Genomic DNA, 26,507 nt, shown 5'->3' with positions numbered 1-26,507 from the left:
ATGTTGAACATTAAAACAAGTCTCGGTAGCCGGTGGACCTCGAGAAATCAGGTTCTCGCTTGGTCGCGAGACTTGAAAAATTAGCATCGAACAATTGCCAATTGCCGCTGCCTACCTTATGACATATGACTTATGTCATAAGTGGAGGCTGGGTAGCTTTGTCTGACCTGTTTACTGTCAAAGGAAAGATCGCTGTCGTAACCGGAGGACTGGGGCAGCTGGGGCGAGAGTTTGCCAGCTCACTTGCCCAGGCTGGCGCCAAGGTCGCCATCTTTAGCCGTCGGCCTGTCACCCAGGAAAATCTCGATGAATTGTTCCCGGGACTGCAGAATTGCATTCGTGTCTATGAAGCGAGTGTTTCAGACAAAGCAGCCCTGGAGGTGGCAACCAACAAGTTGATCACCGATTGGGGCGTACCGCATATCCTGGTCAACAATGCCGGCATCGATTCCAAGCCCGATGGCGGCGCCGAACAGAATGGCCCCTTCGAGACCTATCCGCAAAAGTTCTGGGACGACATCATCGATGTGAACCTGACCGGTGTGATGCTGTGCAGCCAGGTTATTGGCACTAAGATGGCTGAAGCGGGCCGTGGCAGCATCATCAATGTCGGTTCGATCTACGGCATCGTATCGCCCAATCAGGCGCTCTATGCCTATCGCGAAAAGCGAGACGGTGTCCCCTTCATCAAGGCTGTGTCCTATGCCGCGTCTAAATCGGGGCTGGTGAACCTAACGCGCTACGTCGCTACGTATTGGGCGGAAAAGAACGTGCGCTGTAACCTTATCTCGTTTGGCGGGGTCAAGACCGGCAGCTTCGATAAGGAGTTCGTCGATAATTTTCTCGAGCGGGTGCCGATGCGCCGCCAAGCGGAGAAGAGTGAATATAACGGGGTCATCCAGTTCCTCGCCTCTGACGCCTCCTCCTACATGACCGGCTCCAACGTTGTAGTCGACGGGGGCTTTACCGCGTGGTGACTCCATCTCCATCCGATCGCGACCGGCTTTATGTCTCGGTGGTCTCAGCCATTGAGGCGCAGATCCTGTCGGGTGAACTCAAGGTTGGCGCTCGCCTGCCCTCGGAAGCCGAAATCGCTCGGCAGTTCGCCATCTCAACGCGATCGGTGCGCGAGGGTCTGCAAATCCTTGAAACCAAGGGACTGGTGCGCCGCCGTCATGGCGAACGTGCCGAGGTGGTGCGCGATGATGTCGGACAATTCCTCGGCTCGCTTGCCACAACCGTACGCAGCCTTTTTGCCAAGGACGCGGACTATCTGGTGCAACTAATGGACGTGCGCCGCATGTTCGAGCTGGAAGCGGTGGGGCGGCTGGCGGCGGGTGAAGGCGCGCTGTCGGACGATGTCACCAGGGCATTGACCGATCTCGCCGCTGCCAAGGACTTTGCTCAATACGCTCAATCCGATGCGGATTTCCATCGAGCGCTGGTGCAATCGCTGGGCAATGAAATCCTCTCGACGGTCTATGGCAATCTCTATGCCCTCATCACCGACGTGATCCGGCTGACCAGCCGGCAAGCCAGCAAGACCCAGGCCGAAGGTGTCGCCGAACATGAGGCGATCCATGCCGCCATTTCTAAGGGCGATGTCGAGGCCAGCCGCGCGCTGATGCGCGAGCACATCGATAATTCCACCATCTATCTCCAACAGGCGATCAGCGCCGCAAAACAGCAGGGACGGAACAGCTAAATGGCCGCATACGACTACAACCAAACCGACTGGGCGGCGATCAAGCGCCTGTCGAAATGGTATTCGGGCGACATCCACGACGTGCTCGATGGCCGCGGCCCCTATGGCTATCTCAAGGGCATCAGCCAGTTCGGTGTGCTGCATCCCGGACAGGTGATCTGCGGCCCGGTTTCGACCGTGCGGTACGAACCCAGCACCCGCATCGGCCAGCCGCAAGATATCTATCATGGGGCTATCGATGCCGTGGTCAAGGGCGGCATTCTACTGGTGGATTCCTCCTGTGCCGAGGGGTCGGGCACGGGTGAATTGATGTCGAGCGGAGCCAAGACCAAGGGCGCAGCGGCAACTGTGGTCAATGGCACGGTGCGCGACCTGGCCGAGGTACGCAAGCTCGACTACCCGCTCTTTGCCAAGGGCATGAGCCCGGTGGGCGTGTCGGGCCGCATGGAGCCGGCACATTACCAGGTCGAACTGGACATTGACGGCGTCAAAGTACGGCCCGGCGATGTGATCTTTGCCGACGTTACCGGCGTAGTGGTTATTCCGGCCGATCTGGTGAGCGTCATTGCCGACGCGGCAGATGCTAATGGCGAGGCCGAAATTCGCTGCCGCACGCGCATCTTGGCTGGCGAGAACCTGCGCGACATTTGGCCGGTGGGGGTTGCCGGTCCCGCCTGACGAAAAAGCCGGCCCCAAAGGTCGGCCTACACCATCCAGCCACTCGAGGAGGAGCGGGGCGATGCTGCAATCAGCGTATGTAGCCCAACCTCTGGGAAATGAGGTTGGCGTGGTAAATTACCACTTTGTTGAGTTCATCCACTTCGGTCATGGGCAATTGCCAGGCCGGCGCACTGACGCTGATGCCGGCAAAAATTGCGCCGGACTGGTCGCGGATCGGTGCGCCGACGCAACGCAGGCCCGGCTGGTGTTCACCATTGTCGATGGCAAAGCCCCGCTGACGCACGGTCTCGAGCTCGGCCTCAAGCGCGACCGCATCGGTAATGGTGGTTTCAGTGAAACGCTGCAGGCCAGCATTGATGACACGCTGGACAATTTCCGGCGGCTGAAAGGCCAGGATGGCCTTGCCGACGCTGGTGCAATAGGCCGGCGAATTTTCTACCATCGTGTTGGACAGCATGGGCTCGGTCTCGGTGCGCTGAATAACGACGGCGTTCAGGCCGTCGAACACCGCCAGATGCACGGGCTTGCCCGTCAACCGGTGCAGCGCATCGACGATGGCGCGGCCCTCGCGATGCAATTCCAGATTTGCCAGCACGACATTGCCCAATTCGAAGAGACGCAATCCGAGACGATAAAAGTCGCGTTCACGGTCCTGCTCGATGAACCCGACCTCGCGCATCGCGGCCAAAAGGCGATGGGTGGTGGAGCGCGGATAGCCGGTTTTGGTGCAGATTTCCGCCAGGCTCAGCGAGCGGCGGCTGGTTGTGAAGCACTCGAGAACACGCGACACCTTGGTCAGCGATTTGAGGCTTTCGTCGCTGCGAACGGGTTTGGCCGGAGCGGCAGCGTCGACGGGATCGGTCATTGCTTGGGCCTCAGAACTTTAATGGAACCGCCGGCGCTGCCTGCGACAGGTTGTTCATCCCATAATTCACTTGTCCGCTCACCTCAAGCGAACGCGGTGCCGGCATGACGCGCGTCCTCATGCCCTATCACCGCCCAGACCAATTCGGCCAGCGCCAGCATGCCCGGATCATCGAGGCCTCGGCTCCTGTCGGCGAACATTCGGGCACGACCCATGGTGCAGGGACGCGGGCGAAAATCTTCGAGCACGGCCCGCATCGTTCTGTCCGCGATCTGAGCTATAGTGGCGGGGTCCTCCTCACCGGCAAGGCTCTTCGCCAAGGCGTCAAGCCCGTCGACAATGGTCTTGGCACCGAGTTCGGCCTTGCCGCGCGCCATGGCCGCGTCGCGGATGGCTGCCAACAGCGGGCCCAGGCGGTCCCAGCCCAGCGCCGATTGGCTGGCACTCGCCTTGCCAGCCGTCATCATCGCCGTGATGACCAGCGTGCCCAGGCTCGATCCCGTGGATGCGGCGCCGGCCTTGGCCAAAGCCATGAAAGCGGTGCCAAGATCTGGTGTCGCGCGCACGTCCACAGCGGCGAATGTTGCAATGAGACGTGCCAGCATGGTGCCGGTATCGCCGTCACCCAATTTGGCATCTGCGGCATTGAGAACGTCGGCGAGCGTGTCCATGCGGGTATTGGCCCGTTCAAGAGCCGTCGCGAGGGTTTCCTGCGTCATAGCCATGGTTCAATCCACCCGCCAGAAGGGACAATCGGCCGGAGCGGCCAGCAAGGTTTCGATTTCGTCATCGAGGAAACAGAGGCTGATGGACGCCCCACCCATTTCCATCGAGGTGACGTAAGGGCCGATCAAGGGCCGCGCCACAGACAAACCCACCGCATCCAATTGCCGGGCTGCGCGGCGGTAGAGAATGAAGAGCTCCTCGAAGGGCGTAGAGCCAAGACTATTGACCAAGATGGATACACGGCTGGCGCCTTGGGGTCTCTCCGCCAGCAGCATCGCGATCATTTCGTCAACCAATTCGTCCGCTGGACGGACTTTCTTGCGCCAGATGCCGGGCTCTCCATGAATGCCCATACCCATTTCGATCTCATCATCGGCAATGGTGACATTGGGGACTGCCGCGCCTGGGATCTGGCAGGACGACAGTGCCACGCCAATAGTCCTAGTGCGATCGACGGTCTTCTGCGCGATGGCCGCGACGGCGTCCAGATCAGCGCCCTGTTCGGCCAAGGCACCGGCGGTTTTGTAGGCAAAGATCAGGCCGGCAACGCCGCGGCGCTTGTGCGCTTCCTGTGGCGCGGCGCTGGCAATGTCGTCGGTACCCAGCACGGTGCGGATTTCGATATTATCCATGGCAGCGAATTCGCTGGCCATTTCGAAATTCATCCTGTCGCCACCATAATTGCCAAACAGGCAGAGTACGCCTGCACCGCCGTTGGCGGCCGCGATGGCGTCCTGGCAGGAATTGATGGTTGGCCCTTCAAACACATTACCAATAGCGCAGGCGTCGAGCAGTCCCTCGCCGACATAGCCGGTGAACAAGGGCAGATGGCCCGAACCGCCCCCCGAAACTATCCCGACCTTACCCTGGCGAATGGCGGTGTTACGCGCGATAGCGCGGCGATCGCTGCCAACGCGAACCAGCCCCGGGTGGGCCAGGCACAGCCCGTCCAGCATTTCATCAACATAGTTGGCGGGATCGTTGATCAGCTTTTTCAGTTCGTCCTCCCAGGGTGTTCTACGGGGCGGGACCGGCCGCGTTCAGCTCCGCGGCCGGTAGATGCAGACTTAGGCGGCCGAACGGGCGCGTATCGTGACCAATTCGAGAACCGGGCCAAGCGCAGCGTCGATCTTTTTCTTCTGCGCGTCGCTGACCCGCTCCATTGGTGCGCGCGGATGGAACATAGGCAGACCCTGGCGGTGCTGCACATATTTCACGCAGGCCGGCAGATTGTCATGACGCATGGCATTCCACAGCGCGTTGAGGCGGAAGTGGATATCCTTGGCGGCCTCGTAATCCTTGGCCTCTACGGCATTGTAGAGCTTGACCGTCACGCCGGGCACAGCACAGGTCAGCGCGCTGATGGCGCCGTGGGCGCCCAGCGAGAAAGCTGGATAGAGCAGAGCGTCGATGCCCGACAGAATGAGGTTTTCCGGTTTGGCGCGCAGGATCAGGTCGGAGACGGACTTGAGATCACCCGAAGACTGCTTCATACCCACAACGCCCGGCACGGCATCCATGATCGCCAGCATGTCGTCGACGCTGAGATAGTTCCAGGGAATGACGTTGTAGATCAGAACCGGGACCTTGGTTTCTTCGTAGATAGCGCGGAAGTGCTCGATCGTGGCTTCCAAACCCGGCTTGAAAAGGTAGTGGACCGGGGTCACCTGCAGCGCGGCGATCTCCATATCGCCCAGCGCCTTGACCCGGTCGATGGCCTCGCGTGTCGATTGCACGATCAGGCCGGCAACGAAAGGCACGCGGCCGGCGGTGGCCTCATAGGCTTCTGTCATGGCCTCCACAAATTCGCTGTTGGAGAGCGTGTGCCCCTCACCGGTCGAGCCGCCAACAACAACGGCGCGCACGCCAGATTCGATCATGAAATCGACCTGCGCTTTGAGCGCGCCTTTGACGAGATTGCCATTTTCGTCAAAGGGCATCGACAGCGGGGGCAGGATGCCGGTGAGCGTCTGGCGCACCTGCTGGGCGATTGGATTCGTCATATCTTTCCTCCAGTTATGGGCCGCTCTGTTACGAGAAAGCGGACCCGAAAATCGGTCTGTCTGCATTTCAGGCGCTGCTCATCAATACGGCGCCCACGTGAGCATCAATTCCATATTGTGGAATACAATTCCTATATCGTTTTACGTGCAGGTCCGGCGAGATGTCAATGCAACCGCCCGATAAACCGGACTACTGACGGTAAAGCCACTTTCAGAATGCCGTCTCTACAGCGGTTGTCTCACGCCGCACTCCATGCTACTTCCACATTGTGGTATGTAATTTTGCGATACGGTTTGATCGCATAAGCCGCCGGCGAACGAGCCGGCCTCAAGGGAGGACGTTAAATGAAGACAGTCAAAACGCTCGCAGCGGCATTAGCTGCAACGCTGATGATGGCCGGTTCCGCCATGGCGCAATATCCAGATCGCCCGATCGAACTGATCATTCCATGGGCCGCTGGCGGCGGCACCGACGCCACCGGGCGCATCATCGCCACTATGCTTGAGGAAAAGCTGGGTCAGCCGATCACCGTCAACAATCGGACCGGGGGTGGCGGCATCGTCGGCCACGAAGCCATCAAGGCGGCCAATCCGGACGGCTATACGCTGGGCATCATCACTACCGAATTGTCCATGTACAAGGCTGTTGGTTCGGCCGACATGACCTATGAGGATTTCACCCTGATCGGCCTGTTCAACGCCGATCCATCCGCCATCTTCGTGCGTGCTGACTCGCCGTACCAGAGCATGCAGGATTTGGCCGAGGCGGTGAAAGCGGACCCTGCGGCCGTCAAAGCCAGCGGCGCCAATTTCGGGGGCCTCAACCACTTGTCGTGGGTGAGCTTGGTGCAACTGCTCGGCGCCCCCGCCGACAAGGCATTCTGGGTGCCCACCGATGGAGCAACGCCCTCGCTGCAATTGCTGGCCTCCGGCGCCATTGACGTTGCCGTCTCCCAGTTCCCCGAAGCGCAATCGCTGGTTGATGCCGGTGAAATCCGTGCGCTCGGGTTTCTGGGCAATGAGGTCAATCCCAAGCAGCCCAATGTTCCCCCGATCACCGACGCGCTTGGCCTTGAATTCTCGATCGCAGGCTGGCGCGGCCTAGGCGGGCCCAAGGGCATGCCGGAAGACGTCGTGGCAAAGCTCTCGACTGCGCTCGACGAAATCGTGAACAGCGAAGAGTTCGCAACCTTCATGGACGGCCGCAACTACGGTGTCGTCTGGGAAGGTGGTGCCGATTTCGAGAATTATCTCAAGACCCGCGGTGAGGCCTTCGCCACGGCCATCTCGACCGCCGGTATCACCGCACAATAATCGCCTAACCCCGGCCGGTGGCCGGGGGACTACCTCATGGAGGAGGGTCCGTTGAAAGCAAGAAACTATCCCGACATTGCCCTGGGCGCCGCCTTCACTCTTGGCGGCCTATTCATTCTGAGCCAAGCGCTATCCATTCACGCCATGCCTGGTTTGCCTGTGGGCCCCGGCCTGTTTCCCACTATCACCGGCGGTGCCATGGCCTTTTTTGGCTTGGTTCTGACCGTCCAAGGCTGGCTTTTGACGCCTGACGAGGATGCGCCGCTGCTGCCCGAAGAGTCGTCGGGCGAACAGGCGGTGCTCTATGCGCCACCCAATTTCTTCAGCCCCTTCGTTTTGGGCACTTTGGGATGCGTACTGGCTAGCATTCTCTTGATGCCGTTGCTGGGTTTCCTCATTACCGGCCTTCTCTTCACCTTCGCAATTGTGCTGTTGAGCGGGGGCAAGCTGCCCTCGGCGCTGGTCTTCAGTCCGCTGGCCGCAATCGCGATCTATGCCATGTTTGCTTATGGCTTCCGGGTGCCTTTGCCCCGTGGAATTTTGGGGTAAGTCATGGACGCCTTTCTGCAAGCCTTCGGGCTGGTCTTCAATGTCGAGACCTTGCTTGTCATTACCGGCTCGGCCATTTTCGGTCTCTTCGTCGGCGCCCTGCCCGGCCTGACCGCCACCATGGCGACAGCTCTGCTGGTGCCTGTCACCTTCTATATGGCGCCCATTCCGGCCATTGCCGCCATCATTTCCTGCACCGCCATGGCGATCACTGCCGGCGACTTGCCTGGCACCCTGCTGCGCATTCCAGGCACGCCGGCGTCGGCCGCCTATGTGGAAGACAGTTACCGTATGGCGCAAAAGGGCCAGGCGGGCCTTGCCATCGGCATTGGCGTCATCGGTTCGGTACTGGGTGGCCTTTTCGGCTTCGTTTTCCTAATGTTCACTGCGCCGGCCTTGGCCAAGTTTGCGCTGGGCTTCTCCAGTTTTGAGTATTTCTGGCTGGCAGTGCTTGGCCTGTCTTGCGCCGCACTCATCTCCTCGGGTGGCATGGCCAAAGGCGCACTGTCGCTACTGCTCGGCCTGTTCATTGCCCAGGTGGGGCTGGATCCATTGATGGGATCGCAGCGCTTCACCTTTGGATTGACCGAGTTGGCCGGCGGTATCAGTTTCATCCCGGCGATGATCGGAATGTTCGCGCTGGCCGAGATTATGCGGGCCGGCCGCACCGGCGCCCCGGCTATCATCCAGGATAATTCCCGCAACCCATTCAAGGGCACGCTCAAGGTGCTCTGGAAATATCGCAAGAACCAGATCCGCGGCTCAATCATCGGCAGCCTGATCGGCGCCCTGCCCGGCGTGGGTGGCGACCTGGCCGCTTGGGTCACCTATACCCTGGCCAAAAAGACCTCCAAGACCCCCGAACTCTTTGGCAAGGGCCATCCCGAAGGGCTTGTCGAAGCTGGCGCAACCAATAACGCGGCCCTAAGCGCCTCGTGGATTCCGGCCATGGTCTTTGGCATTCCGGGCGACGCGGTGACGGCCATCGCCGTTGGCGTGCTGGTGATGAAGGGACTGGATCCCGGCCCGCAATTGCTCACGGTGCATCCGGAAAACTTCTATGCCGTGATGCTGGTCTTCGTCATCGCCAATATCCTCATGCTGCCGCTTGGCTACGTGGCCGCCCGTACCGCGCGCTGGATCTTCGAAGTGCCAAGGGCGCTTCTAAACGCGGCCATCCTGCTCTTTTGTATCGTTGGCTCATTCTCCATCAACAACACCATGTTTGGGGTCGGCATAATGTTGGTGCTGGGGATTGTCGCCTATGTCCTTGAGCGGCGGCAGTTCGCCATCGCGCCAATCATTTTGGGTATCGTGTTGGGACCGTTGGTAGAGACGAACTTTACGACATCCATGATTATCACCAGCGGCAATTTCGCTGGCTTCTTCGGCCGTCCAATCGCTGGTGTGCTGGGTGCGGCAACGATCATCATCTGGGGATTGGCGATCTTCGGTACGATACGTCGCACAATGATCGAGCGAGCGGAACGCAAATCACAGGCGCTGCCTATGGCACTAGGTAGAGCTAAACCGCTCGGACGCGCTGACCCGTGACCGAGCTCCATCCGGCCCGCCCTCGAGACTGCGCCGCTGAGAATCGGTGGATATTGCTACGATCATGGTAGTGAGCTTGACGAGTAGGACGTCACCTTTGGCGACGCCGCGTTTATGAGCCACCGCAATCGGCAGCATCATCGGTCCTGCTCATCGCTCCAGCCCTTTGCCCAGAGCAGTCCGATGATCCCGCCCTTTGAAGACGGAAGTATCGCGAGGGGCACGACAACGGATAACGGCACAAGAACATACAGATAGATCAAGGGGCTGCCCCGACCACTGAGCTCCATCTCCAACATCACGAAGCCCAGGATATGAACCATGACGGTTATCACGATGAGCGGCAAAAAGAGCCCGACCTTGTAAGCGGCCAAGGGTTCATTGCAGACCGAACAATAGTCCACCTGCTCGATGTAGTGGTGAAAGAGCCAACCTCTGCCACATCGTGGACACTTGCATTTAATTCCCCTCCAGATGGACGGCCAAACAGGGCTTGAAGATTGCGGATCGCTGCTCATGACGGATGCTCCATTGCCCACTTAACGTAGTGCGTCGCCGTATGGCTGCAGGTTTGCCTGAGCAAGAGCTTGCCCTCCGGCGTTGGCCGAAGAGCAAGGAAAGAACTGGCTATCGATTTCGCTAGAGCTGGTATCCTGACGTTGACATTGAGAGAGCCACTTCCTCTTCGTTCATGTCCTCTCCAATTCCCTCGAACAGCGGCGTAGTAATGTAGCGCTCGCCGGTATCGGGGAGCATACATAGGATAACCGATCCCGCGGGCGCCCGCGCCGCGACCTGCCGAGCAACAGCAAACGTGGCCCCGCCGGAAATGCCCGTGAAAATACCTTCCTTGCGAGCAAGTTCCTGGGCCCACTTGATGCCATCAGGACCCGCTACGGGCACTAGTTCATCGTAGTAGGATTTGTTGATGGCCTCCTGGAGGACCAATGGAATGAAGTCGGGTGTCCAACCCTGAATGGGGTGAGGCTGGAATGCTGGATGGCTCATCGACGGGGCGCCATCCTCAAGGCGCTGTTGGACGTCACCGCTGGCGATAAGCTGGGCGTTCGCAGGCTCGGACAGAATGATCCTGGTTTCCGGCCTTTCGCGCCGTAGGACTCTTGCAACGCCAGTCACGGTGCCGCCTGTGCCATACCCGGTGACGAAGTAATCCAGCCGCTGCTCCATGAAGTCGGCGATGATCTCACGACCAGTCGTGGCCTCATGGATGTCAGCATTGGCGGAAGTCTCGAACTGGTGGGCAAGGAACCATCCATTGGCTTCCGCAAGCTCGACAGCTTTCTTGTACATGCCGAAACCCTTCTGAGCGCGGGGCGTCAACACCACCCTGGCGCCCAGCATGCGCATGAGCTTTCGTCGTTCGACAGAGAAACTGTCGGCCATTGTTACAACGAGAGGATAGCCCTTCTGAGCACAAACCGTGGCAAGACCGATGCCGGTATTGCCGCTGGTCGCCTCGATGACGGTCTGGCCGGGTTGCAGCGCGCCGGACTGCTCGGCCTGCTCGATTATGGCGAGTGCCAAGCGGTCCTTAACGGAAGCTGCCGGATTGAAGAACTCGGCCTTGACGTAAATCGTGGTGTTGTCGACGCCCAAATTGTTAATGCGGATTACCGGCGTATTGCCCACCGTATCCAAGATGCTGTCGTAGAGGCGTCCGCGTCCTTCACTCGTCCTGGTGCTCATCGTGCTTTCCTCCGGAGCTGAGCGAAACCTACGCTGTTTATTAACCGCCAGGTTCAGAAATCTTAATGCGTCACGCCCCGACCGAGCAGAACCGGTGCATTCTCGTCCCACTCAGCGTTCAATGATGGCTCCTTTGACCGAGCGGATCAGGGGCAGCGGTGCGAATGCAAATATCAATGGTGGACGTATCATTTTCAGATGGCCGCCGGGCCGACTGCGCGCCCTGTCGAAATGCCCATCCGTTTTGAGGTCAATCATCGTTAGACGATGAGAGGTCCGGTTGACTCTCGATGTTGCAACGCAGCAGCTAACAGCGCCGGGCGGTACCTTGGAATGCTCTCTGCTCGGCCGCCTTCGTGAAGATTGGGCAGCTGCACTACGGCCACCGGCACGTGAGCGCTCTAACAGATCATTGGTTTCATCATGCCGCACGTTGGAAACGGGCACTATTTGCAAGGCCCTGAGCGACATGCACCGCTCATCCCTTTATTATTGGGAATGTATATTTTAGAAGACAAACGGATAGCCGCTTCGGGGTCCGTGCCAGATCTTGCCGCATGGCGATCGAGCCATTTGGCCAATCTGCCAAGGTGTTCAACCGCAGCTCGCACGCACCAAATTACCGGAAGCATCTGTTTCGAGGTTCAAACGATCTTCGCTGTAGTTTTGGATCACGGCCTGACCGGGAGCAATGACTCGCACGTCCCCTTTCGACCTTACGGGAATGCCATCCACTGTGGCGTCGGATGCTGAGGCCCCCCTCACAGGCTGGCCGACCTGATCCTGAAGTTCGGAGGCCCCACAGTCCGTTAGCGGTGGTAGCTGAGCGACAGGCGGGGTAGTGTTGGAGCATCCTACAAGGATCGTGGCGATTGCGAGCGCTGCGCTTGTTTGAAGTCGGAAAGACATCGACAACTCCTATCCGCGACCTACATCATCGGCAGATAAAGGCCAATTTGCGGCCTGTGGCGTTAGGGCGCTCACGGTTCGGCCAATAGAGCACGCATGGCCGCAGCTTCCTTCTTTTCGAGACGGGGCAGAAGCACGCGGATGGTTTCCCCACCCACGATCTTGCCATCGCGATAATAGAGCCAGTCCGAAATAATCTCGGGATCAACTGCGACGCGCTCGCCATAGGCTACGGTATGGACATTGACCGGCTCGTTGGCGATGACGCAGGTAGCGGCCTTGGCATCGCCCTCGATCTCGCCGCACCAGAAATGCTCGGTGCCGACATTGTCTGAAATGCCTAGCTTGAGGGAAAAATCCGCCTCATTAGCGGCAGGGTCGGCAAAGCGCGCCCAGAACTCGGGCAACGCGGCGCGCGCCTTATCCATTGCCGCATTCATCTGCGCATCGTCCCTAGGGACATCGACAACCTGATCCTCGGCCAAGGCCGGGGTGGCAAGGGCGAAAGCGAATACGAGCGCGGTGATGGGCTTGGCGAACATAAGTAATCCTCCTCGGGCGAGAGATAAGGAACAGGAGATTGTTCCAAAAATACGACAGCCGGACAGCCCACGGATTCGGAACAACGAGCGGTCGCTCTGGTGCCGGTGGGCATTTCAGAGCACTAAGGGGCTCAGGAAATGTATGTGCCCGTAAGGCTGCGCATTTGCGCCGGAGACTCTTGCGGGAGCTGGCAGGCATCGTCGCCCTCGACGACCTGGATCACCTGACCGGCCAGTGTCAGCATGAATTCATCGTCGGTTTTGCCGTCCGCAAAATCATAGCGGAAGTGCTCCATGACCAACGTGCACTTGCCGGTTTCTTCCGTATAGGTTTTGCCGTCACCTACGGGAAGGAAGGTCAGGCAATCCCCACCGTCCTGGGTGCAGATTGTGATATTTTCACTCTGAGGAAATGTACTGAGCCGAAATCCCAGAGCTTTGTTCTCGTAGGAAGGCCCAACCGCGTAGCTGGCGCTGGCAAGGGCAACATAAACGGCAATCACGGAGAGCACTCGGTTCACGATACGCCTTTCTGAAGAGAGGATTGGGACATAACATTGCGTCTGGCCCAGGTGAAGGATCAATCCGCCACATGACCTGACTCAGACTGCACAGCTTTGAGGTTTCCCCAGCCGCCGCTGGTGAGTCTTTCCGATTTCCGCTATTGAACCCAAAGGCCTTTCCCCAAGGGCTTAGGGAGAGTGCCAGAGCCCTCTTGCCCTCCCGTTGAGCGTCGGTGGGGATACAGGCGTCCAAACCGCCTCGTCGACGCTTAATCTCCTCGCCCAACCAGCGGGCTTTTTGTTGCCGGAATCCTGGGGTCTTTATCGCTTAGGTCCGCTGGCTCAACTGGAGGACTTAGGGAGGGCAACGAGCCCCCAAAATCCTTGTCCTCCCGATTTCCCTCTCATTGAAGAACGAGAATGATGCGCTGGTGCCGCCCAAGAATGCACCGACTAATGCCCCCGAAGGTGCGCTAGATCCAGCTTGTACCGTCTCCAGTGGAGCATCCGTAAGGCGGCACGGCGCTGGCAAAATTGGACCGCAGCTTGTCACACCCCCATTTGCGAATGGGTTCCGGCATGCGGCTGTTGAGCTCAATTCCGACTTCTTGGTAGGGGCTCTCTGTGTTGGTCACGTAGCGGTACCAAAAGCCACCAAGTACAACGACAAACACAAGCACGACAATGACGGCCAGGCGGAGCAGTTTGCTCATTTGTTTCCCTTCGGCTGCACAGTGCTGCAGCGGCACCGCCGGTTACCTCGCATGGCGGCGTAAATCCAGTCCCTGCCCGCGTTCCGAATGTGAATGCTGGCGGCTGTCATGGTGATCCTCGCCCACTTCATGATGCTGAACCCGCCGCCACAGCGGAGGCCTCTCCTCTTATCCAATGTTTTGGAAACGAGACCTCCCGGCCAATTCCGCATTGTTGTTGCCTAAGCCTAGTCACCGCAGGCTGGTCCCTATGGGAGATGACCTAGACGCGAAATTGGCCGCACTGGAGCGGCTGCAAGAGATGCCGTACAGGAGGCACAAACTGCTCGGGCCGCGGCCCGTCGCGACTCTCAAGAGGCAGCGGCGCCAGATAAAAGACGCGGTGGCCAGCACCCGCGAGTTGGTGAGCGCGGCTCATCGTTTGTTGCGGGAGAAATAGGCAGGGTTTGGGCCTTGCCCTTTCGCTCTTCCGTCAAAAAAGCCCAGACCTTCTGGTCAGGGACTGCGCACGGCCCAAGCGACAGCAGACGGATCGACAGTGACTGGCGGCTAATGAATACCAAGCTCCTGCTTTTGATTGTCGCGCGGCAGTGTACGAGGTAGAATCCGAGCATGCAGAACCTCACTCTCAAGCCCGCGCGCAAGGAACGTCTGGCAGACACGGTGTACGGCCAGATTCTTGATGGGATCACGTCCGGCCGGTTTGCTTCGGGCGACAAACTGCCCTCCGAGGCCGAACTCTCCCTCAGTTTCGCAGTGTCACGTCCGGTTGTTCGTGAGGCGCTGCTCCGGCTGACGACTGATGGATTAATTCAATCCAAACGTGGCATTGGAACCTTTGTCTCGACTCAGCCCTCAAGCCGCTTGACCGAGCTGGCTAACACGTCCGAACTCTCCAGCTACCTGCGCTCGTTTGAACCACGCATCGTTCTGGAGGTGGAGGCCGCGCGCCTCGCAGCATTGCGGCGGACTCGCGCCGATCTCGATCGCGCCCATGCTGCCATCGAGGCGCTTCGCAGCGCAATTGCGTCAGGCGAGCGCGGTCAGGAACAAGATATCGAGTTCCATGACGCTGTCGCTAGAGCGGCCGGCAATGACTATTTCTGTGACCTGCTCAACGATCTGCGCCAACCAGTCACCGAAACGATGAATATCGGGCTGGAGCTGGCGCGCGAACGTTCACCGGGCCGCCGGCTGCGCATCATCGAGGAGCATACCCGCATCCTCGACGCCATAACGGCCGAAGATAGCGACGCCGCCGCGAGCTACATGAAGTATCACCTCATACAGGCCCGGGCGGCGGTTCTGGACGTGCGCCATCTCGAAAACAGCCAAGCGCTTGATGGCGCCCAGCGCTCAACGAATTAATGCAGGATTTGTGCGAGAAATTCCCGGGCGCGATCGGTTTGGGGATTGGCGAAAAAGGCTTCCGGCGCCCCTGATTCCACGATGGTGCCGCGATCCATGAAGATGACGCGATCGGCAACCTGGCGGGCGAAATTCATCTCGTGGGTGACGCAGATCATGGTCGAACCCTCTTTGGCCAACTCCACCATGGTGTCGAGCACTTCGCGCACCATTTCCGGATCAAGTGCCGAGGTTGGCTCGTCAAACAGCATCACATCGGGGCTCATCGACAGCGCCCGGGCAATCGCCACGCGCTGCTGCTGGCCACCGGACAATTGGGCCGGATATTTGTCGGCCTGTTCGGGAATATGCACCCGCTTGAGGAACCGCTCGGCTGTCGCACGTGCTTCGTCGCGCGACATGCCTTTGACCTTCATCGGGGCGATCATGCAGTTTTCGATGACCGTCATATGCGGGAACAGGTTGAAGTTCTGAAACACCATCCCGGTGCGGCGGCGCACCGCATCGATGGACTGACGCGAACTGGTCAGCTCGATCCCGCACACTACCAATTCACCCGACTGGTGCTGTTCCAGCGCATTGAGGCAACGGATCAGCGTCGACTTGCCTGACCCCGAGGGGCCGCAGACCACGATGGTCTCGCCCTTGGCGACGTTCAGATCAATATCCTTGAGGGCCTGAAAGCCGGTAAAGAACTTGCTGACCTTTTTGGCGCTGACAACGCTATCGCTTGCACTCATTGTAAAATTCCAACCTGTCGTCGCGCGTTACTGGATCTTGGGGTCGAGCTGGCCCGACGCATAGCGCTTGGCCATATCCGCCATGGTGATGACCTTGATCTTGCCGGCGTGTCCGGCGGTGCCGAACTCTTCCAGCCGCTGCTTGCAGAGCTTGGTGATAGCATCCATGCCGGGCTTCATCATGTTGCGGATATCGAATTCCTTGGGGTCTTCATGCATGACCTTGCGGATCTGCCCGATCAGCGCCATGCGGTTGTCGGTGTCGATATTGACCTTGCGCACGCCATGCTTGATGCCGCGCTGGATTTCCTCGATCGGCACGCCCCAGGTCTGTTTGATGTCGGCGCCGTACTTGTTCATGATGTCCTGCAGCTCCTGCGGGACTGATGAGGAGCCGTGCATCACCAGGTGGGTGTCTGGCAGGCGGCGGTGGATTTCCTCCAGCCGATCCATGGCCAACACATCGCCATCAGGCTTGCGGCTGAATTTGTATGCGCCATGCGAGGTGCCCATGGCGATAGCGAGCGCATCGACCTTGGTTGCTTTGACGAATGCGACGGCCTGATCGGGATCGGTCAGCAGGCGTTCGTCATTGCGGTTTTCGAGCTTACCCAAGACGCCGATTTCGCCTTCGACCGATGCGCCCATCCAGTGCGCCATGTTCGAAACTGACGCGGTGACCCGAACATTATAGTCATAGTCCGACGGGGTCTTGGCATCGGCCAGCAGCGAGCCGTCCATCATCACCGAGCTGAATTTGTGTTGCAGCGCGGTGGCGCAGGTCTCTTCGCTATTGCCGTGATCCTGGTGCACCACCATCGGAATATGGGGATAGAGCTTTTCGAGGGCGGCAAACAGATGCTCGACCATCACATCGCCCGCATAGGCGCGCGCCTTGGTGCCAACCTGCAGAATGACTGGCGCATCGACAGCATCGGCAGCGGCCATGACGGCCAGCATCTGCTCCATGCTGGTGACGCTGAAGGCGGGCACGCCATATTGATGCTCTGCGGCATGATCGAGAAGCTGGCGAAGGGTGATGCGGGACATGGATAAAGCCTTTTTCGGGAGAGGTTGGCCCCGCATCGGTGACATGGGGGAGCAATGCGGGGCCGGAGGAGGACTAGAAGCGCGGCAGGTCTGGGTTGGTCACGCCGAGCCATTGCTGCTGGGCAGCCTGGATTTCGCCCGAGTTCCACAGCAGCATGATTTCGGTATTCAGCCACTGGTGCAGGTCGGCATCGCCCCGACGCACGCCAATGCCCATGGGCGACTGACGAACGGCGAATTTGCGCTGAAACTGATCGGTCTGGGCATTGATGGCGTTGGCCGCCGCCACACCGGACACAATGGCATCGACCTGGCCAGCAAACAGGGCCTGATTGGTAGCCGCGTCATCGTCGAAGCGCTGGATATTGGTGCCTTCGACGGCCTTTTCGGTGATGATGGTATCATTGGTGGTGGAGCGGGTAACGCCGACGCGCTTGCCCACCAGATCGTCGAGCGAAGTGATGGCGGCCGAGGCCGGCGCGATCACCATCTGCTCATCGACATAGATGGCATTGGTATACATGATCGTCTTGGCGCGCTCGGCGGTGATGCCCAGCGAGGAGACGATGATATCGACCTTGTTGCTGGTGAGGTTCGGAATGCGCGACTGGGACACCTGATCAAGGATTTCCAGTTCCACACCCAGATCACGGGCGATCAGATTGGCGATGGCAACGTCAAAGCCGGCGGGCTTGAGGTCGGCATCGGTCATGCCATAGGGCGGGGTCGACAGCGAGATGCCGACGATGATCTTGCCGCGCGCTACGATCTCATCGAGCGTGTTGGCGGCCTGCGCCATTGCGGTGGTCGACATGACCAGCGTTGCGGCGGCAGCAAAGGCGAGGTTTCGGGCAAGTCGGATCATCAGGTTTCTCCTCCGGTGATGATGGTTCAAACGCTCAGCCGTTTTTCAAGACTGCGGCTGATGAGCGTGATGGGAAAGCAGACGAGGAAGTAGAACAGCGCGGCTGTCAGATAGACCTCGAGCGGCTTGAACGTGGCATTGCTGACGATCTGCGAGGTGCGGGTCAGCTCGACGATGCCCACGACCGACGCCAGCGAGGTGTTCTTGATGAGCTGGACGAAAAACCCGACCGTTGGGGGTGTCGCGATGCGGATGGCCTGCGGCACGATGATGTAGCGCATGGCATGGGCGCGGCTCAGGCCTAGGGCATGGGCCCCTTCGCGTTGCCCGGCCGGAACCGACTGGATGGCGCCGCGCCAGATATCGCCGAGAAAGGCTGCGGCATAGAAGGAAAACGCCACCGCAATCGCTGTCAGCGGGGCAACCGAAAAGCCCAGATAGGTGGCGCCGAAGTAGGCGATGAACAGCGTCACCAGCAGCGGCGTGCCCTGCACGATGAAGATATAGAACTGGGCCAGGCGGCTCAGGAACGGATTGCTCGACACCCGCATTAGCGTGAGCACCGAGCCCGCGATCGACCCACCCACCAAGGCAATGGCGGCCAGCCCGATAGTCCAGCCGAGGCCGGTAAGCATGAACAGGACGTGGTTGAAGCTGAACTGTTGAAACATCGCTCAGCGCCTCAGGAACTTGAAGGGGAACAAGACACGCTCCAACACGGTCATCCCGCCCTTGAGCGCGGCAACCAGAGCGACATAAATCACCGCGATCACGAGGTAGATTTCCATGTTGCGCAGGGTCAGCCCCTGGATGTCATTGCCCGTGCCGGTGAGTTCGGGCACCGAGATGGCAGAGACCACGCTCGAGGACAGCAGCAGCAGGATGAATTGGGCGACCAGCGACGGAAACACCGAGGACAAAGCGGGCTTGAGCACGACGTAGCGAAAGATGGTCAGCGGCGACATGCCGAGCGCCCTGCCCGCTTCGATCTGACCCTTGTTGATCGACTGGATACCGGCGCGAATAATCTCGCTGGTATAGGCCCCGCCATAGATCGACATCGCCAAAATGGCCGCCGTGATTGGGTCTAGACGCAGGCCCAAAGTCGGCAGGCCGAAATAGATCAGGAAGACCTGCACGATAAAGGGCGTGTTGCGGATGACTTCCACATAGGCCATGACGGGCCAGCGCAGCAGCTTGCTACCGGCCAGTGTCATCACCGCGGCCAGTACGCCGATGACCAGCGCAAAAGCCATGGCAGCCAGCGATATCTGGGCGGTGAGCCACACGCCTTTAAGCAGAAGGTCGCTGCGCGACAGCACGCCACTGAAATCAAGGGGGTTCATGCCAACCGCCTCATTGCGAGCCAATGGTTCATTGCGGCACCACTGACCCGGTCTGGGCGAAGTGGCCATAGGCGGGCGCGAAGTTTTCGCCCGATGGCGCCATCTTAATGCCGTCCTGCCAGGCGCGATGGTCCATCCACGGCGTGGCATGGGCATCGGTCAGGGCATTGAGTTCGTCCATCAGTGCGGGCGCCTGTCCGGCCAGCGCTGTTTCCATGGCGGCAAGGTCGGGGAAGCGAGAGAAGGCGGCGGCCCAGATGGCCCGACCCGCCAGATAGCCGTTGGCGCCGGCCCGGAAGGCATAGGTCAGCAAACGAATAAAATCTTGCGGCGTGGCGCCAGCGCTGAGCAGAACCCAGGGACGACTGACACCGGCGGACACTTGGTCAAACCGGGCTTGCACGGCAGCTGCTTGCGGCCCATGCGGGTCGGGGACGTTGATGACCTCGGTGGGCGGCTCGAGCTTGTAGACATCCACCCCATCGGGGTTCATTGCGTCCACATCACCCAGAGCCTGCAACACCAGTTCGACGCGGCGGGCAGCGAAGGCCTCGGGCGTTTCTGAAGGGAATGGATAGACCAGGAATTCCAACACGAACGGAATATCGTTCTCGCGGCAGGCCTGCTTGACGCTGTCGAGATAGGCCAGTTGGTGGTCCTTCACGTCAGCACTGACATCGGAGCGGTACCACAGGTTCACCTTGACGGCATCGCCGCCGATGCGGCGGATGACCGACGGATCCCAGCCGGGGATATTGCGCGATTTACGGCCGGTCTCGGTCACTTCCCAGGTCGCCCATTCGGTGGCAACCAGCAGCCCCTTGCGCGGCGACAGGTCATCGACGGCGGCAGCATAGCCCAGCGGCGGATCGATGAGCACGGCCGATGCCTTGGGCGCGAGATGCTTGCCCAGCAGACGCTTGACCGCCGACACATCGGCATAGGGCGCATGGTCGAGCCCACGCACCGCCTTGATCGGGTTTACGATCGGACCGGTCTGGTCCATCGCCAGCATCTTGAAGCGGCCCCGATCGTCGGCCAGCCGACGTATGCCCCAAAGTTTTCCAGGGGTAATGTTCATGAGGCGCTTCCATTGAGCAGGGCGTTGACGGCGGCACGATCGGGAATGCTTTCCCAGCCGCTGCCGCGTTGGCATTTGAGGGCAGCCGTGGCACCGGCAAAGCGTGCGGCCCCTTCCACATCGAGGCCTTCGGCTAGCCCCAACGTATAGGCGCCGTGAAAAATATCGCCTGCGCCATTGGTATCAATGGCGGTGACCGGAAAGGCAGGGACATTGCGCACAACATCGCCATCGAGCCAGAAAAAGCCGTGTTCGCCATCGGTTACAGCCACCACGCCCCGGCACAGGTCACTGGCATGGCGCAGCCCAGCCTCGATATCGCTGGTATCGGCCAGCCGGGCGAGACAGGCCGATGAAAAAACCACATGGTCGGGCAAATCTAGCAAGCGGCGCACTGCATCCATATCGCCGATATCGGCGTCAAGCACACTCACAATGCCCCGCTCACGCGCCGCCACGAACACCGCCGAAGCGCCTTCCCACCAGCTATAATCGGCGAGCACACCATGCACGCCATCAAGCTCGTCCAGCGGCAGCCAGTCTGCAGCATCACCCAGGCCTCGGCCGATAAAGCCAAAGGCCATACGATCGCCGCCCGGCGACACCAGAATGGTGCCGATGGGGCTGACGCCACCCTGCACGCGCCGAACCGCAGAGGTTTGCACGCCAACGGCATTAAGACGCGTCAATATCTGGTCACCTGTATCGTCCTGGCCAAGGCGGCCCCAATAAGCCGTCTGGGCACCCAGCACGGCGGTGGTATAGGCGGCCGTCGCGGCAATCCCACCGCCGGTTCGGCGCACATCGGTGGCGCGGATCTTGGTTGGGGCGGTCGGCAGAACGGGCAGATACACGATCGTATCGAGAAAGGCGTTTCCCAATGTCACGATACGGCGGGTCGACATAGTCACGTCTCCACGGCCTCGCGGCCAATAATCGGGCAACCTTGTACGCCCCCGCCCCAGCCTTCGGAGCAAGTTCGCACTGTAGTTTTTGGTGCAATCCTCAGCGGGTCCTTGCCGGCCCGCTCGCTATTTGTTGGGACCATAGTCACGGCTTGACATGTAGTCAATAAAATTTACAAGCAAGTTCACGAGACGCTAAATGGCCCGGTTTTCCGGGCTGGGAGCCTGTGGATGACCGCGCTGCATACAAAAATCGCCATGGTAACCAGACGGATCGAGGAGCGGTCCGCCGGCACGCGCGACGACTATCTCGATCAGGTCGCAGAGAGTCTGGAGGCCGGGCCACGGCGCAATCTGCTCAGTTGCGGCAACATTGCCCACGTCGCTGCCGCCTGCATGCCGGGCGAGAAGCGCGACCTGCTCGGTGCCCGCGCCAGCAATATCGGCATCATCACCTCCTACAATGACATGGTCTCGGCCCACCAACCCTTCGAGGCCTATCCCGCGCTGATCAAAAAGTCCGTTCGGCAGGCCGGCGCCGTAGCGCAAGTGGCTGGCGGCGTTCCGGCCATGTGCGACGGCATTACGCAGGGCCAGGACGGCATGGAGCTGTCGCTGTTCTCCCGCGACGTGATTGCCATGTCCACCGCCATTGCCCTCAGCCACGACGCCTTCGATGCCGCGCTCTATCTCGGGGTCTGCGACAAGATCGTGCCGGGCCTCGTCATCGGCGCCCTCACCTTCGGCCACCTGCCCGCTGTCTTCGTGCCCGCCGGGCCCATGCCATCCGGCCTGCCCAACAAGGAAAAGGTGCGCGTGCGCCAACTCTATGCCGAAGGCAAGGCCGACCGTGCCGAATTACTTGAGGCCGAAGCCAAATCCTACCATTCGGCCGGCACCTGCACCTTTTACGGCACAGCTAATTCCAATCAGATGCTGATGGAAATCATGGGCCTGCACCTGCCCGGCTCCAGCTTCGTCAATCCCAACACACCGCTGCGCAACGCCCTCACCGAGGCAGCCGCCATCCGCGCCGTGGCCCTCGCCGAACCCGGCCCGGACCACACGCCCATCGCCCGTATTCTCGATGTCCCTGCCTTCGTCAACGGCATCATCGGATTGCTCGCAACGGGCGGCTCGACCAACCACACCATGCATTTGATCGCCATGGCGCGCGCCGCCGGCATCATCCTCACCTGGGATGACTTCTCGGATCTTTCCGAAATCATCCCGCTCCTCGTTCGCGCCTACCCCAATGGCGCGGCCGATATCAATCACTTCCACGCGGCGGGCGGCATGGGCTTTCTCATCCGCACCCTGCGCGATTCCGGCCTGCTGCATGATGACGTCACGACCATGTTGGGCCAGGGCCTGTCCGCCTATACGCGCGAGCCTTTCCTTGATGGCGGCGAACTGGTGTGGCGCGACGCCGGCACATCCAGCGCCGATGAAACCGTGCTGCGTAACGCCAGCAAGCCCTTCCTCCCAAAAGGCGGGCTAAAGCTGCTCGAAGGTGGGCTCGGGCGGGCCGTCATCAAAGTCTCGGCGGTTGCCGAAGAGCACCAGCTTATCAAGGCCCCTGCCCGCATTTTTGCAACCCAATCCGCCCTGCTCGACGCCTTCAAGGCCGGCGAGCTAACCAGCGATTTCATCGCCGTGCTGCCCTATCAGGGCCCCAAGGCCTGCGGCATGCCCGAACTGCACAAGCTCACCCCTGCGCTTGGCGTGCTGCAGGACCGGGGCCTCAAAGTTGCCCTGGTAACCGATGGCCGCATGTCAGGCGCATCGGGCAAAGTGCCAGCCGCCATTCACGTCACCCCCGAAGCCCAGGATGGTGGCGCCATCGGCAAACTGCGCGATGGCGACATGCTGGTTCTGGACGCGACCAGTGGCCGGCTCGACGTCCTCGTTGATCCCGCCGAATTTGCCGCGCGCGAGCCAGCGCCATCCCCCATCCGCCGCCAGCGTGGCAGCGGCCGTGAACTTTTCTCCAAGCTCCGCTCCATGGCCAGCGGCGCCGAAACAGGAGCCAGCATTGTCAGCTAACACAATCCAGCAGATCACCCTGGGCAGCATCGATGGCCAGCCCGTCGAGGCCTATCGCCTCTCGGCCGGGCAAACCAGCATCGAGGTGATGACCTTCGGCGCCATCCTGACCCGCCTCACCCGGCCGGACCGCAATGGGCAGGTCGACGATATCGTGCTCGGCTATGACGATCCGGCCGATTACGTCACCAAGCCCGGCAATGCCGGCGCCATCTGCGGTCGCCACTCCAACCGCCTCGCCCAGGGCCGTTTCTCGCTGGACGGGCAGGATTTCCAACTCCCACGCAACAATGGCGAGCACCACCTGCATGGCGGCCTGCCCGGTTTCGGCAAAAGGTTCTGGACTGCTCATCCCGACGAGACAAGCAATAGCGTGCAATTCCGCCTGCACAGTCCCGATGGCGATCAGGGCTATCCCGGCGCTCTGGATGCCAGCGTCCACTACGGGCTGAGGCCTGACGGAACCCTCGAAATCCACATGCAGGCGACCAGTGATCGTCCAACCATCTGCAACCTCGTCTATCACGGCTATTGGAACCTTGCAGGCCATGGGAGCGGCAGCGTCGAGCAGCAGATGCTCCGCATCGTTGCGGACACCTATACGCCCGTGACGCCAGACAAAATTCCAACGGGCGAAATTGCCAGTGTCACCGACACCCCCTTCGACTTCACCACCGCCAAACCAATAGGACGCGACATCGCCGCCGCTTGGCCCAGCGGTGGCTATGATCACAATCTCTGTCACAGCAATTTCGACGGCAACATGCATCTGTCCGCCGAGGCATTTGATCCCGTCAGCGGGCGCGCCATGCAATTGCGCTCCAACCAGCCCGGCGTGCAGCTCTATACCGCCAACCACTTCGCCGACGCACCGACGCAAGGCAAGAACGGCGCCCTCTACCAGCGCTATGCCGGCTTCGCGCTTGAAACGCAGAACTTTCCCAACGCGCCAAACGAGGCCTGCTTCCCCTCCTCAGTGCTGCGCCCCGGACAAATTTATGATCACCGCATGGAGATTTCGTTCTCCACGATCACCCCATGACCACGGGCTTGCGCTGGGCGCTGATCGGCGCCTCCACCATTGCCCGCGAGCGCATAGTCGCGGCGATCAGGGCGGCAGGCGGCAACATTGTCGCGGTGCAGTCGGGCAATCTGGAACGGGCCGAGGCCTTCGCGGCCGATTTCGCCCTGCCGCTGGCCACCCAGCATCTGGCTAAGGCAGTGGCCAATGCCGATGCGGTCTATATCTCGAGCACCAATGCCCAGCATTGCGCCCAAACCCTGCAAGCACTAGACACCGGCTGCCATGTCCTCTGCGAAAAGCCGATTGCCATCGATCTCGCCGACGCCCGTCGCATGATCGCAGCCGCCGGCGCGGCGGGCCGCATTCTGGCGGTGAACCACCATCTGCGGCACAATGCGGTGCATCGCAAAATCCGCGACTGCATAGTATCGGGCCAGATTGGCACGCCTCGCGCGGTGATCATCAGCAATGCCGGCTGGCTGCCTGGGCACTTGCGCGGCTGGCGTCTTAGCGGCCCCGGCGCAGGCATAGTGCTCGACAAAACGGTCCACGATATCGACCTGCTACGGTTCCTGCTCGCAAGCGACCCGCGATCGGTCTCCGCAGCCTTTTCCGGCCCAAATGGCGAGCCGCCGCATGCCATTATGGGCATTCTCGACTTCGGCCCCACTCTGTCAGCCCAATTCCACGATGATTTCGACGCGCCTTTTGGCCAGACACGGCTCGAAGTGATCGGCGATGCCGGCCGCCTGATTGCCGAGGACTGCCTTTCAGGCCGGCCCGCGGGCAGCCTGACACTGCACGATCAGAGCGGCCCCCACATCCTGTCGATCGCGCACCATGATCCTTACGCCGCCCTCATCGACAATTTTCAACAGGCCGCCCGCAACGGCGCCCCGATTGCTGCATCCGGACGCGACGGCGCCATTGCTCTGGCGACAGCCCTTGCGGCCATCCAGTCCGCCACAACCGGCTCCCGCACACAAATAGAGAATTTGCCGTGACCACCCATTCCATCACCCTAGCCCACTGGCTGGCCCTCCATACCGAAACTGCTCTCGCGTCGGTCCTGCTTGATCTGGCGCACGCCAGCACCGAAATCGCCGGTCTCATCCGCGGGGGCGCGCTGACCGGGGCACTCGGTAGTCTGGACAATGTCAATGTGCAGGGGGAAACCCAAAAGCGGCTGGACGTCCTCGCCAACGATATCTGCAAGCGCCATCTCGCCGCAAATCCTGCCATCGCCGCCATCGCCTCCGAAGAAGAAGATAACGCCATCGTATTCGCGCGCCCCGACGCGGCCTACCTCGTGGCGTTCGACCCGCTCGACGGATCAAGCAATATAGACGTCAACGTCACCGTCGGAACCATCTTCTCCATCCTGCCCGCGCCAGCGACTACTATCGACGATACCGCCTTTCTCCAATCTGGCCACCGCCAGGTTGCTGCCGGCTACGTCGTCTATGGCCCACAGATCTGCCTCCTCTTGGCCCTGCCGGGACAAGTCGTGCAATTCACCGCCGACCCCGCAAGCGGCGAGTTCCTCCTGACCCACGACCGTCTGTCGATCCCCGCCGGTGCCAGGGTCATCAGCGCCAATGTCTCCAACCAATCCCGGTGGCCACCCGATCTCGCGGCGACCATCCAACAATGGCTCGACAGCGGCGACTACAACATGCGCTGGGTCGGCTCGATGGTGGCCGACATCCACCGCATCCTTCATCAGGGCGGTGTCTTCCTCTACCCCACCCAATCCGACCGCCCTCAAGGCAAGCTGCGACTGCTTTACGAGTGCAATCCGATCGGCTTTATCATCGAAAATGCCCAAGGCAGCGCCGCCGACACATTGCAAACAACCCCCACCAGCCTGCACCAGCGCGTTGGCTTCATAGCAGGTGACCAAGAGGCAGTGACCACACTGTCCGATCATAGCACCTAGAAGACAAAACTCCGCTTCAGAGGTCATTTGGCGCTGCTTTGGGTGATTGCCGAAATGGGACGACAGTTACCGGCCCGGTTCCGGTGTAGGAACGAAGTAGGCAGTCCGCTTCATGGGGTTTGCGCGTTCGACTACCGGCCGCAGGCAGCCTTCGGGCGGGCGGATGGCCAATGTCATTCGGACGGTGCGAGGACCCAAATTAAGGGTCGCTTTGCCCTTCGAACTACCGCTTGACCATACGAAATCGTGGAAGTCGTAGGGTCCCATCCGGACGGGGACGTGCCAGCTATTTACGACGCGCACACAAATAGCGCGCAGGGCGTGAGGGATCACACTTCAGAAGGCGAACGCAAGAATACTTGCATATAAAAT

General features: G+C 60.3%; 28 protein-coding genes. 11 read left to right on the top strand and 17 right to left on the bottom strand.

Going from position 1 to position 26,507, the window contains the following annotated elements:
* Positions 1-158 precede the first annotated feature (158 nt).
* The 3 genes from N8A98_RS01355 to N8A98_RS01345 are packed head-to-tail and all read left to right on the top strand — an operon-like array spanning position 159 to position 2,383.
* Positions 159-977: an SDR family oxidoreductase gene (locus tag N8A98_RS01355; RefSeq protein WP_262165163.1), complete on the top strand. Its 819-nt coding sequence runs from the start codon at positions 159-161 to the stop codon at positions 975-977.
* Complete coding sequence (locus N8A98_RS01350) at positions 971-1,705, top strand: FadR/GntR family transcriptional regulator (protein ID WP_113121547.1); 735 nt, start codon at positions 971-973, stop codon at positions 1,703-1,705. The genes N8A98_RS01355 and N8A98_RS01350 overlap by 7 nt, the downstream gene beginning before the upstream one ends.
* Positions 1,706-2,383 (top strand): RraA family protein, encoded by a 678-nt coding sequence (locus tag N8A98_RS01345; protein WP_262165159.1) that lies wholly within the window; start codon positions 1,706-1,708, stop codon positions 2,381-2,383.
* 70 nt (positions 2,384-2,453) lie between these two features.
* Here N8A98_RS01345 and N8A98_RS01340 read toward each other — a convergent pair whose 3' ends face one another.
* The 4 genes from N8A98_RS01340 to N8A98_RS01325 form a co-directional block, all read right to left on the bottom strand.
* Positions 2,454-3,251 (bottom strand): IclR family transcriptional regulator, encoded by a 798-nt coding sequence (locus N8A98_RS01340; protein WP_262165158.1) that lies wholly within the window; start codon positions 3,249-3,251, stop codon positions 2,454-2,456.
* Between the two features lie 83 nt (positions 3,252-3,334).
* Positions 3,335-3,976 carry a DAK2 domain-containing protein gene (locus N8A98_RS01335; RefSeq protein ID WP_262165156.1) on the bottom strand — a complete coding sequence of 214 codons (642 nt, stop codon included), beginning with the start codon at positions 3,974-3,976 and terminating at the stop codon, positions 3,335-3,337.
* Positions 3,977-3,979: 3 nt separating this feature from the next.
* Positions 3,980-4,975, bottom strand: coding sequence for a dihydroxyacetone kinase subunit DhaK (locus N8A98_RS01330; RefSeq protein ID WP_262165918.1), 996 nt, complete (start codon positions 4,973-4,975; stop codon positions 3,980-3,982).
* A 69-nt stretch (positions 4,976-5,044) separates the two neighbouring features.
* On the bottom strand, positions 5,045-5,980 hold the full coding sequence (locus N8A98_RS01325) for a dihydrodipicolinate synthase family protein (protein WP_262165154.1): 936 nt from the start codon (positions 5,978-5,980) through the stop codon (positions 5,045-5,047).
* Between the two features lie 345 nt (positions 5,981-6,325).
* Here N8A98_RS01325 and N8A98_RS01320 point away from each other — a divergent pair, with 345 nt between their 5' ends.
* From N8A98_RS01320 to N8A98_RS01310, 3 genes are read left to right on the top strand one after another with little or no spacing between them, the layout of a single operon-like run.
* Positions 6,326-7,294 (top strand): tripartite tricarboxylate transporter substrate binding protein, encoded by a 969-nt coding sequence (locus N8A98_RS01320; protein ID WP_262165153.1) that lies wholly within the window; start codon positions 6,326-6,328, stop codon positions 7,292-7,294.
* A gap of 36 nt (positions 7,295-7,330) precedes the next feature.
* Positions 7,331-7,843, top strand: coding sequence for a tripartite tricarboxylate transporter TctB family protein (locus N8A98_RS01315; protein WP_262165151.1), 513 nt, complete (start codon positions 7,331-7,333; stop codon positions 7,841-7,843).
* 3 nt (positions 7,844-7,846) lie between these two features.
* The gene (locus N8A98_RS01310; protein ID WP_262165149.1) at positions 7,847-9,397 is read left to right on the top strand and encodes a tripartite tricarboxylate transporter permease; all 1,551 of its coding nucleotides are present in this window, start codon (positions 7,847-7,849) and stop codon (positions 9,395-9,397) included.
* Between the two features lie 137 nt (positions 9,398-9,534).
* Here N8A98_RS01310 and N8A98_RS01305 read toward each other — a convergent pair whose 3' ends face one another.
* The 6 genes from N8A98_RS01305 to N8A98_RS01280 all read right to left on the bottom strand — a co-directional run bounded on the left by N8A98_RS01305 (position 9,535) and on the right by N8A98_RS01280 (position 13,771).
* A complete protein-coding gene (locus tag N8A98_RS01305; protein ID WP_262165148.1) occupies positions 9,535-9,915 on the bottom strand; it encodes a DUF983 domain-containing protein in 381 nt (126 codons plus the stop codon).
* A 121-nt stretch (positions 9,916-10,036) separates the two neighbouring features.
* Complete coding sequence (locus tag N8A98_RS01300) at positions 10,037-11,104, bottom strand: PLP-dependent cysteine synthase family protein (protein ID WP_262165146.1); 1,068 nt, start codon at positions 11,102-11,104, stop codon at positions 10,037-10,039.
* 594 nt (positions 11,105-11,698) lie between these two features.
* On the bottom strand, positions 11,699-12,013 hold the full coding sequence (locus N8A98_RS01295; protein WP_262165884.1) for an I78 family peptidase inhibitor: 315 nt from the start codon (positions 12,011-12,013) through the stop codon (positions 11,699-11,701).
* A 71-nt stretch (positions 12,014-12,084) separates the two neighbouring features.
* Entirely contained in the window at positions 12,085-12,555 is a 471-nt protein-coding gene (locus tag N8A98_RS01290; protein WP_262165882.1) for a YegJ family protein, read from the bottom strand.
* A 131-nt stretch (positions 12,556-12,686) separates the two neighbouring features.
* Positions 12,687-13,076 carry a hypothetical protein gene (locus tag N8A98_RS01285; RefSeq protein WP_262165881.1) on the bottom strand — a complete coding sequence of 130 codons (390 nt, stop codon included), beginning with the start codon at positions 13,074-13,076 and terminating at the stop codon, positions 12,687-12,689.
* A 455-nt stretch (positions 13,077-13,531) separates the two neighbouring features.
* Positions 13,532-13,771 (bottom strand): hypothetical protein, encoded by a 240-nt coding sequence (locus tag N8A98_RS01280; protein ID WP_262165879.1) that lies wholly within the window; start codon positions 13,769-13,771, stop codon positions 13,532-13,534.
* A gap of 612 nt (positions 13,772-14,383) precedes the next feature.
* Between N8A98_RS01280 and N8A98_RS01275 the strand changes: the two genes are divergently transcribed.
* On the top strand, positions 14,384-15,139 hold the full coding sequence (locus N8A98_RS01275) for a FadR/GntR family transcriptional regulator (protein ID WP_262165877.1): 756 nt from the start codon (positions 14,384-14,386) through the stop codon (positions 15,137-15,139).
* Here N8A98_RS01275 and N8A98_RS01270 read toward each other — a convergent pair.
* From N8A98_RS01270 to N8A98_RS01240, 7 genes are all read right to left on the bottom strand, one after another.
* The gene (locus tag N8A98_RS01270) at positions 15,136-15,879 is read right to left on the bottom strand and encodes an amino acid ABC transporter ATP-binding protein (RefSeq protein ID WP_262165876.1); all 744 of its coding nucleotides are present in this window, start codon (positions 15,877-15,879) and stop codon (positions 15,136-15,138) included. The two genes, N8A98_RS01275 and N8A98_RS01270, sit on opposite strands and share 4 nt — an antisense overlap.
* 27 nt (positions 15,880-15,906) lie before the next feature.
* The gene (fba, locus tag N8A98_RS01265) at positions 15,907-16,929 is read right to left on the bottom strand and encodes a class II fructose-bisphosphate aldolase (protein ID WP_262165874.1); all 1,023 of its coding nucleotides are present in this window, start codon (positions 16,927-16,929) and stop codon (positions 15,907-15,909) included.
* 73 nt (positions 16,930-17,002) lie between these two features.
* On the bottom strand, positions 17,003-17,794 hold the full coding sequence (locus N8A98_RS01260; protein WP_262165872.1) for a transporter substrate-binding domain-containing protein: 792 nt from the start codon (positions 17,792-17,794) through the stop codon (positions 17,003-17,005).
* Between the two features lie 26 nt (positions 17,795-17,820).
* The gene (locus N8A98_RS01255) at positions 17,821-18,465 is read right to left on the bottom strand and encodes an amino acid ABC transporter permease (protein WP_262165870.1); all 645 of its coding nucleotides are present in this window, start codon (positions 18,463-18,465) and stop codon (positions 17,821-17,823) included.
* 3 nt (positions 18,466-18,468) lie between these two features.
* On the bottom strand, positions 18,469-19,140 hold the full coding sequence (locus N8A98_RS01250) for an amino acid ABC transporter permease (RefSeq protein WP_262165869.1): 672 nt from the start codon (positions 19,138-19,140) through the stop codon (positions 18,469-18,471).
* 28 nt (positions 19,141-19,168) lie between these two features.
* A complete protein-coding gene (locus N8A98_RS01245) occupies positions 19,169-20,221 on the bottom strand; it encodes a tagatose 1,6-diphosphate aldolase (protein ID WP_262165867.1) in 1,053 nt (350 codons plus the stop codon).
* Entirely contained in the window at positions 20,218-21,126 is a 909-nt protein-coding gene (locus N8A98_RS01240) for a PfkB family carbohydrate kinase (protein ID WP_262165865.1), read from the bottom strand. Before N8A98_RS01240 ends, N8A98_RS01245 begins: the two co-directional genes overlap by 4 nt.
* A 231-nt stretch (positions 21,127-21,357) precedes the next feature.
* Between N8A98_RS01240 and edd the strand changes: the two genes are divergently transcribed.
* Genes edd through N8A98_RS01220 form a run of 4 tightly spaced genes read left to right on the top strand, consistent with a single transcriptional unit; the run spans position 21,358 to position 26,135 of the window.
* Positions 21,358-23,172 carry a phosphogluconate dehydratase gene (gene edd, locus N8A98_RS01235; RefSeq protein WP_262165863.1) on the top strand — a complete coding sequence of 605 codons (1,815 nt, stop codon included), beginning with the start codon at positions 21,358-21,360 and terminating at the stop codon, positions 23,170-23,172.
* Positions 23,162-24,214, top strand: coding sequence for an aldose epimerase family protein (locus N8A98_RS01230; protein WP_262165861.1), 1,053 nt, complete (start codon positions 23,162-23,164; stop codon positions 24,212-24,214). The genes edd and N8A98_RS01230 overlap by 11 nt, the downstream gene beginning before the upstream one ends.
* Entirely contained in the window at positions 24,211-25,200 is a 990-nt protein-coding gene (locus N8A98_RS01225) for a Gfo/Idh/MocA family protein (protein WP_262165860.1), read from the top strand. The genes N8A98_RS01230 and N8A98_RS01225 overlap by 4 nt, the downstream gene beginning before the upstream one ends.
* Entirely contained in the window at positions 25,197-26,135 is a 939-nt protein-coding gene (locus N8A98_RS01220; RefSeq protein WP_262165858.1) for a class 1 fructose-bisphosphatase, read from the top strand. The genes N8A98_RS01225 and N8A98_RS01220 overlap by 4 nt, the downstream gene beginning before the upstream one ends.
* Positions 26,136-26,507: the final 372 nt, after the last annotated feature.

The organism is Devosia neptuniae, assembly GCF_025452235.1.
GTDB lineage: Bacteria > Pseudomonadota > Alphaproteobacteria > Rhizobiales > Devosiaceae > Devosia.
This window is presented reverse-complemented; position numbering and strand designations above follow the sequence as displayed.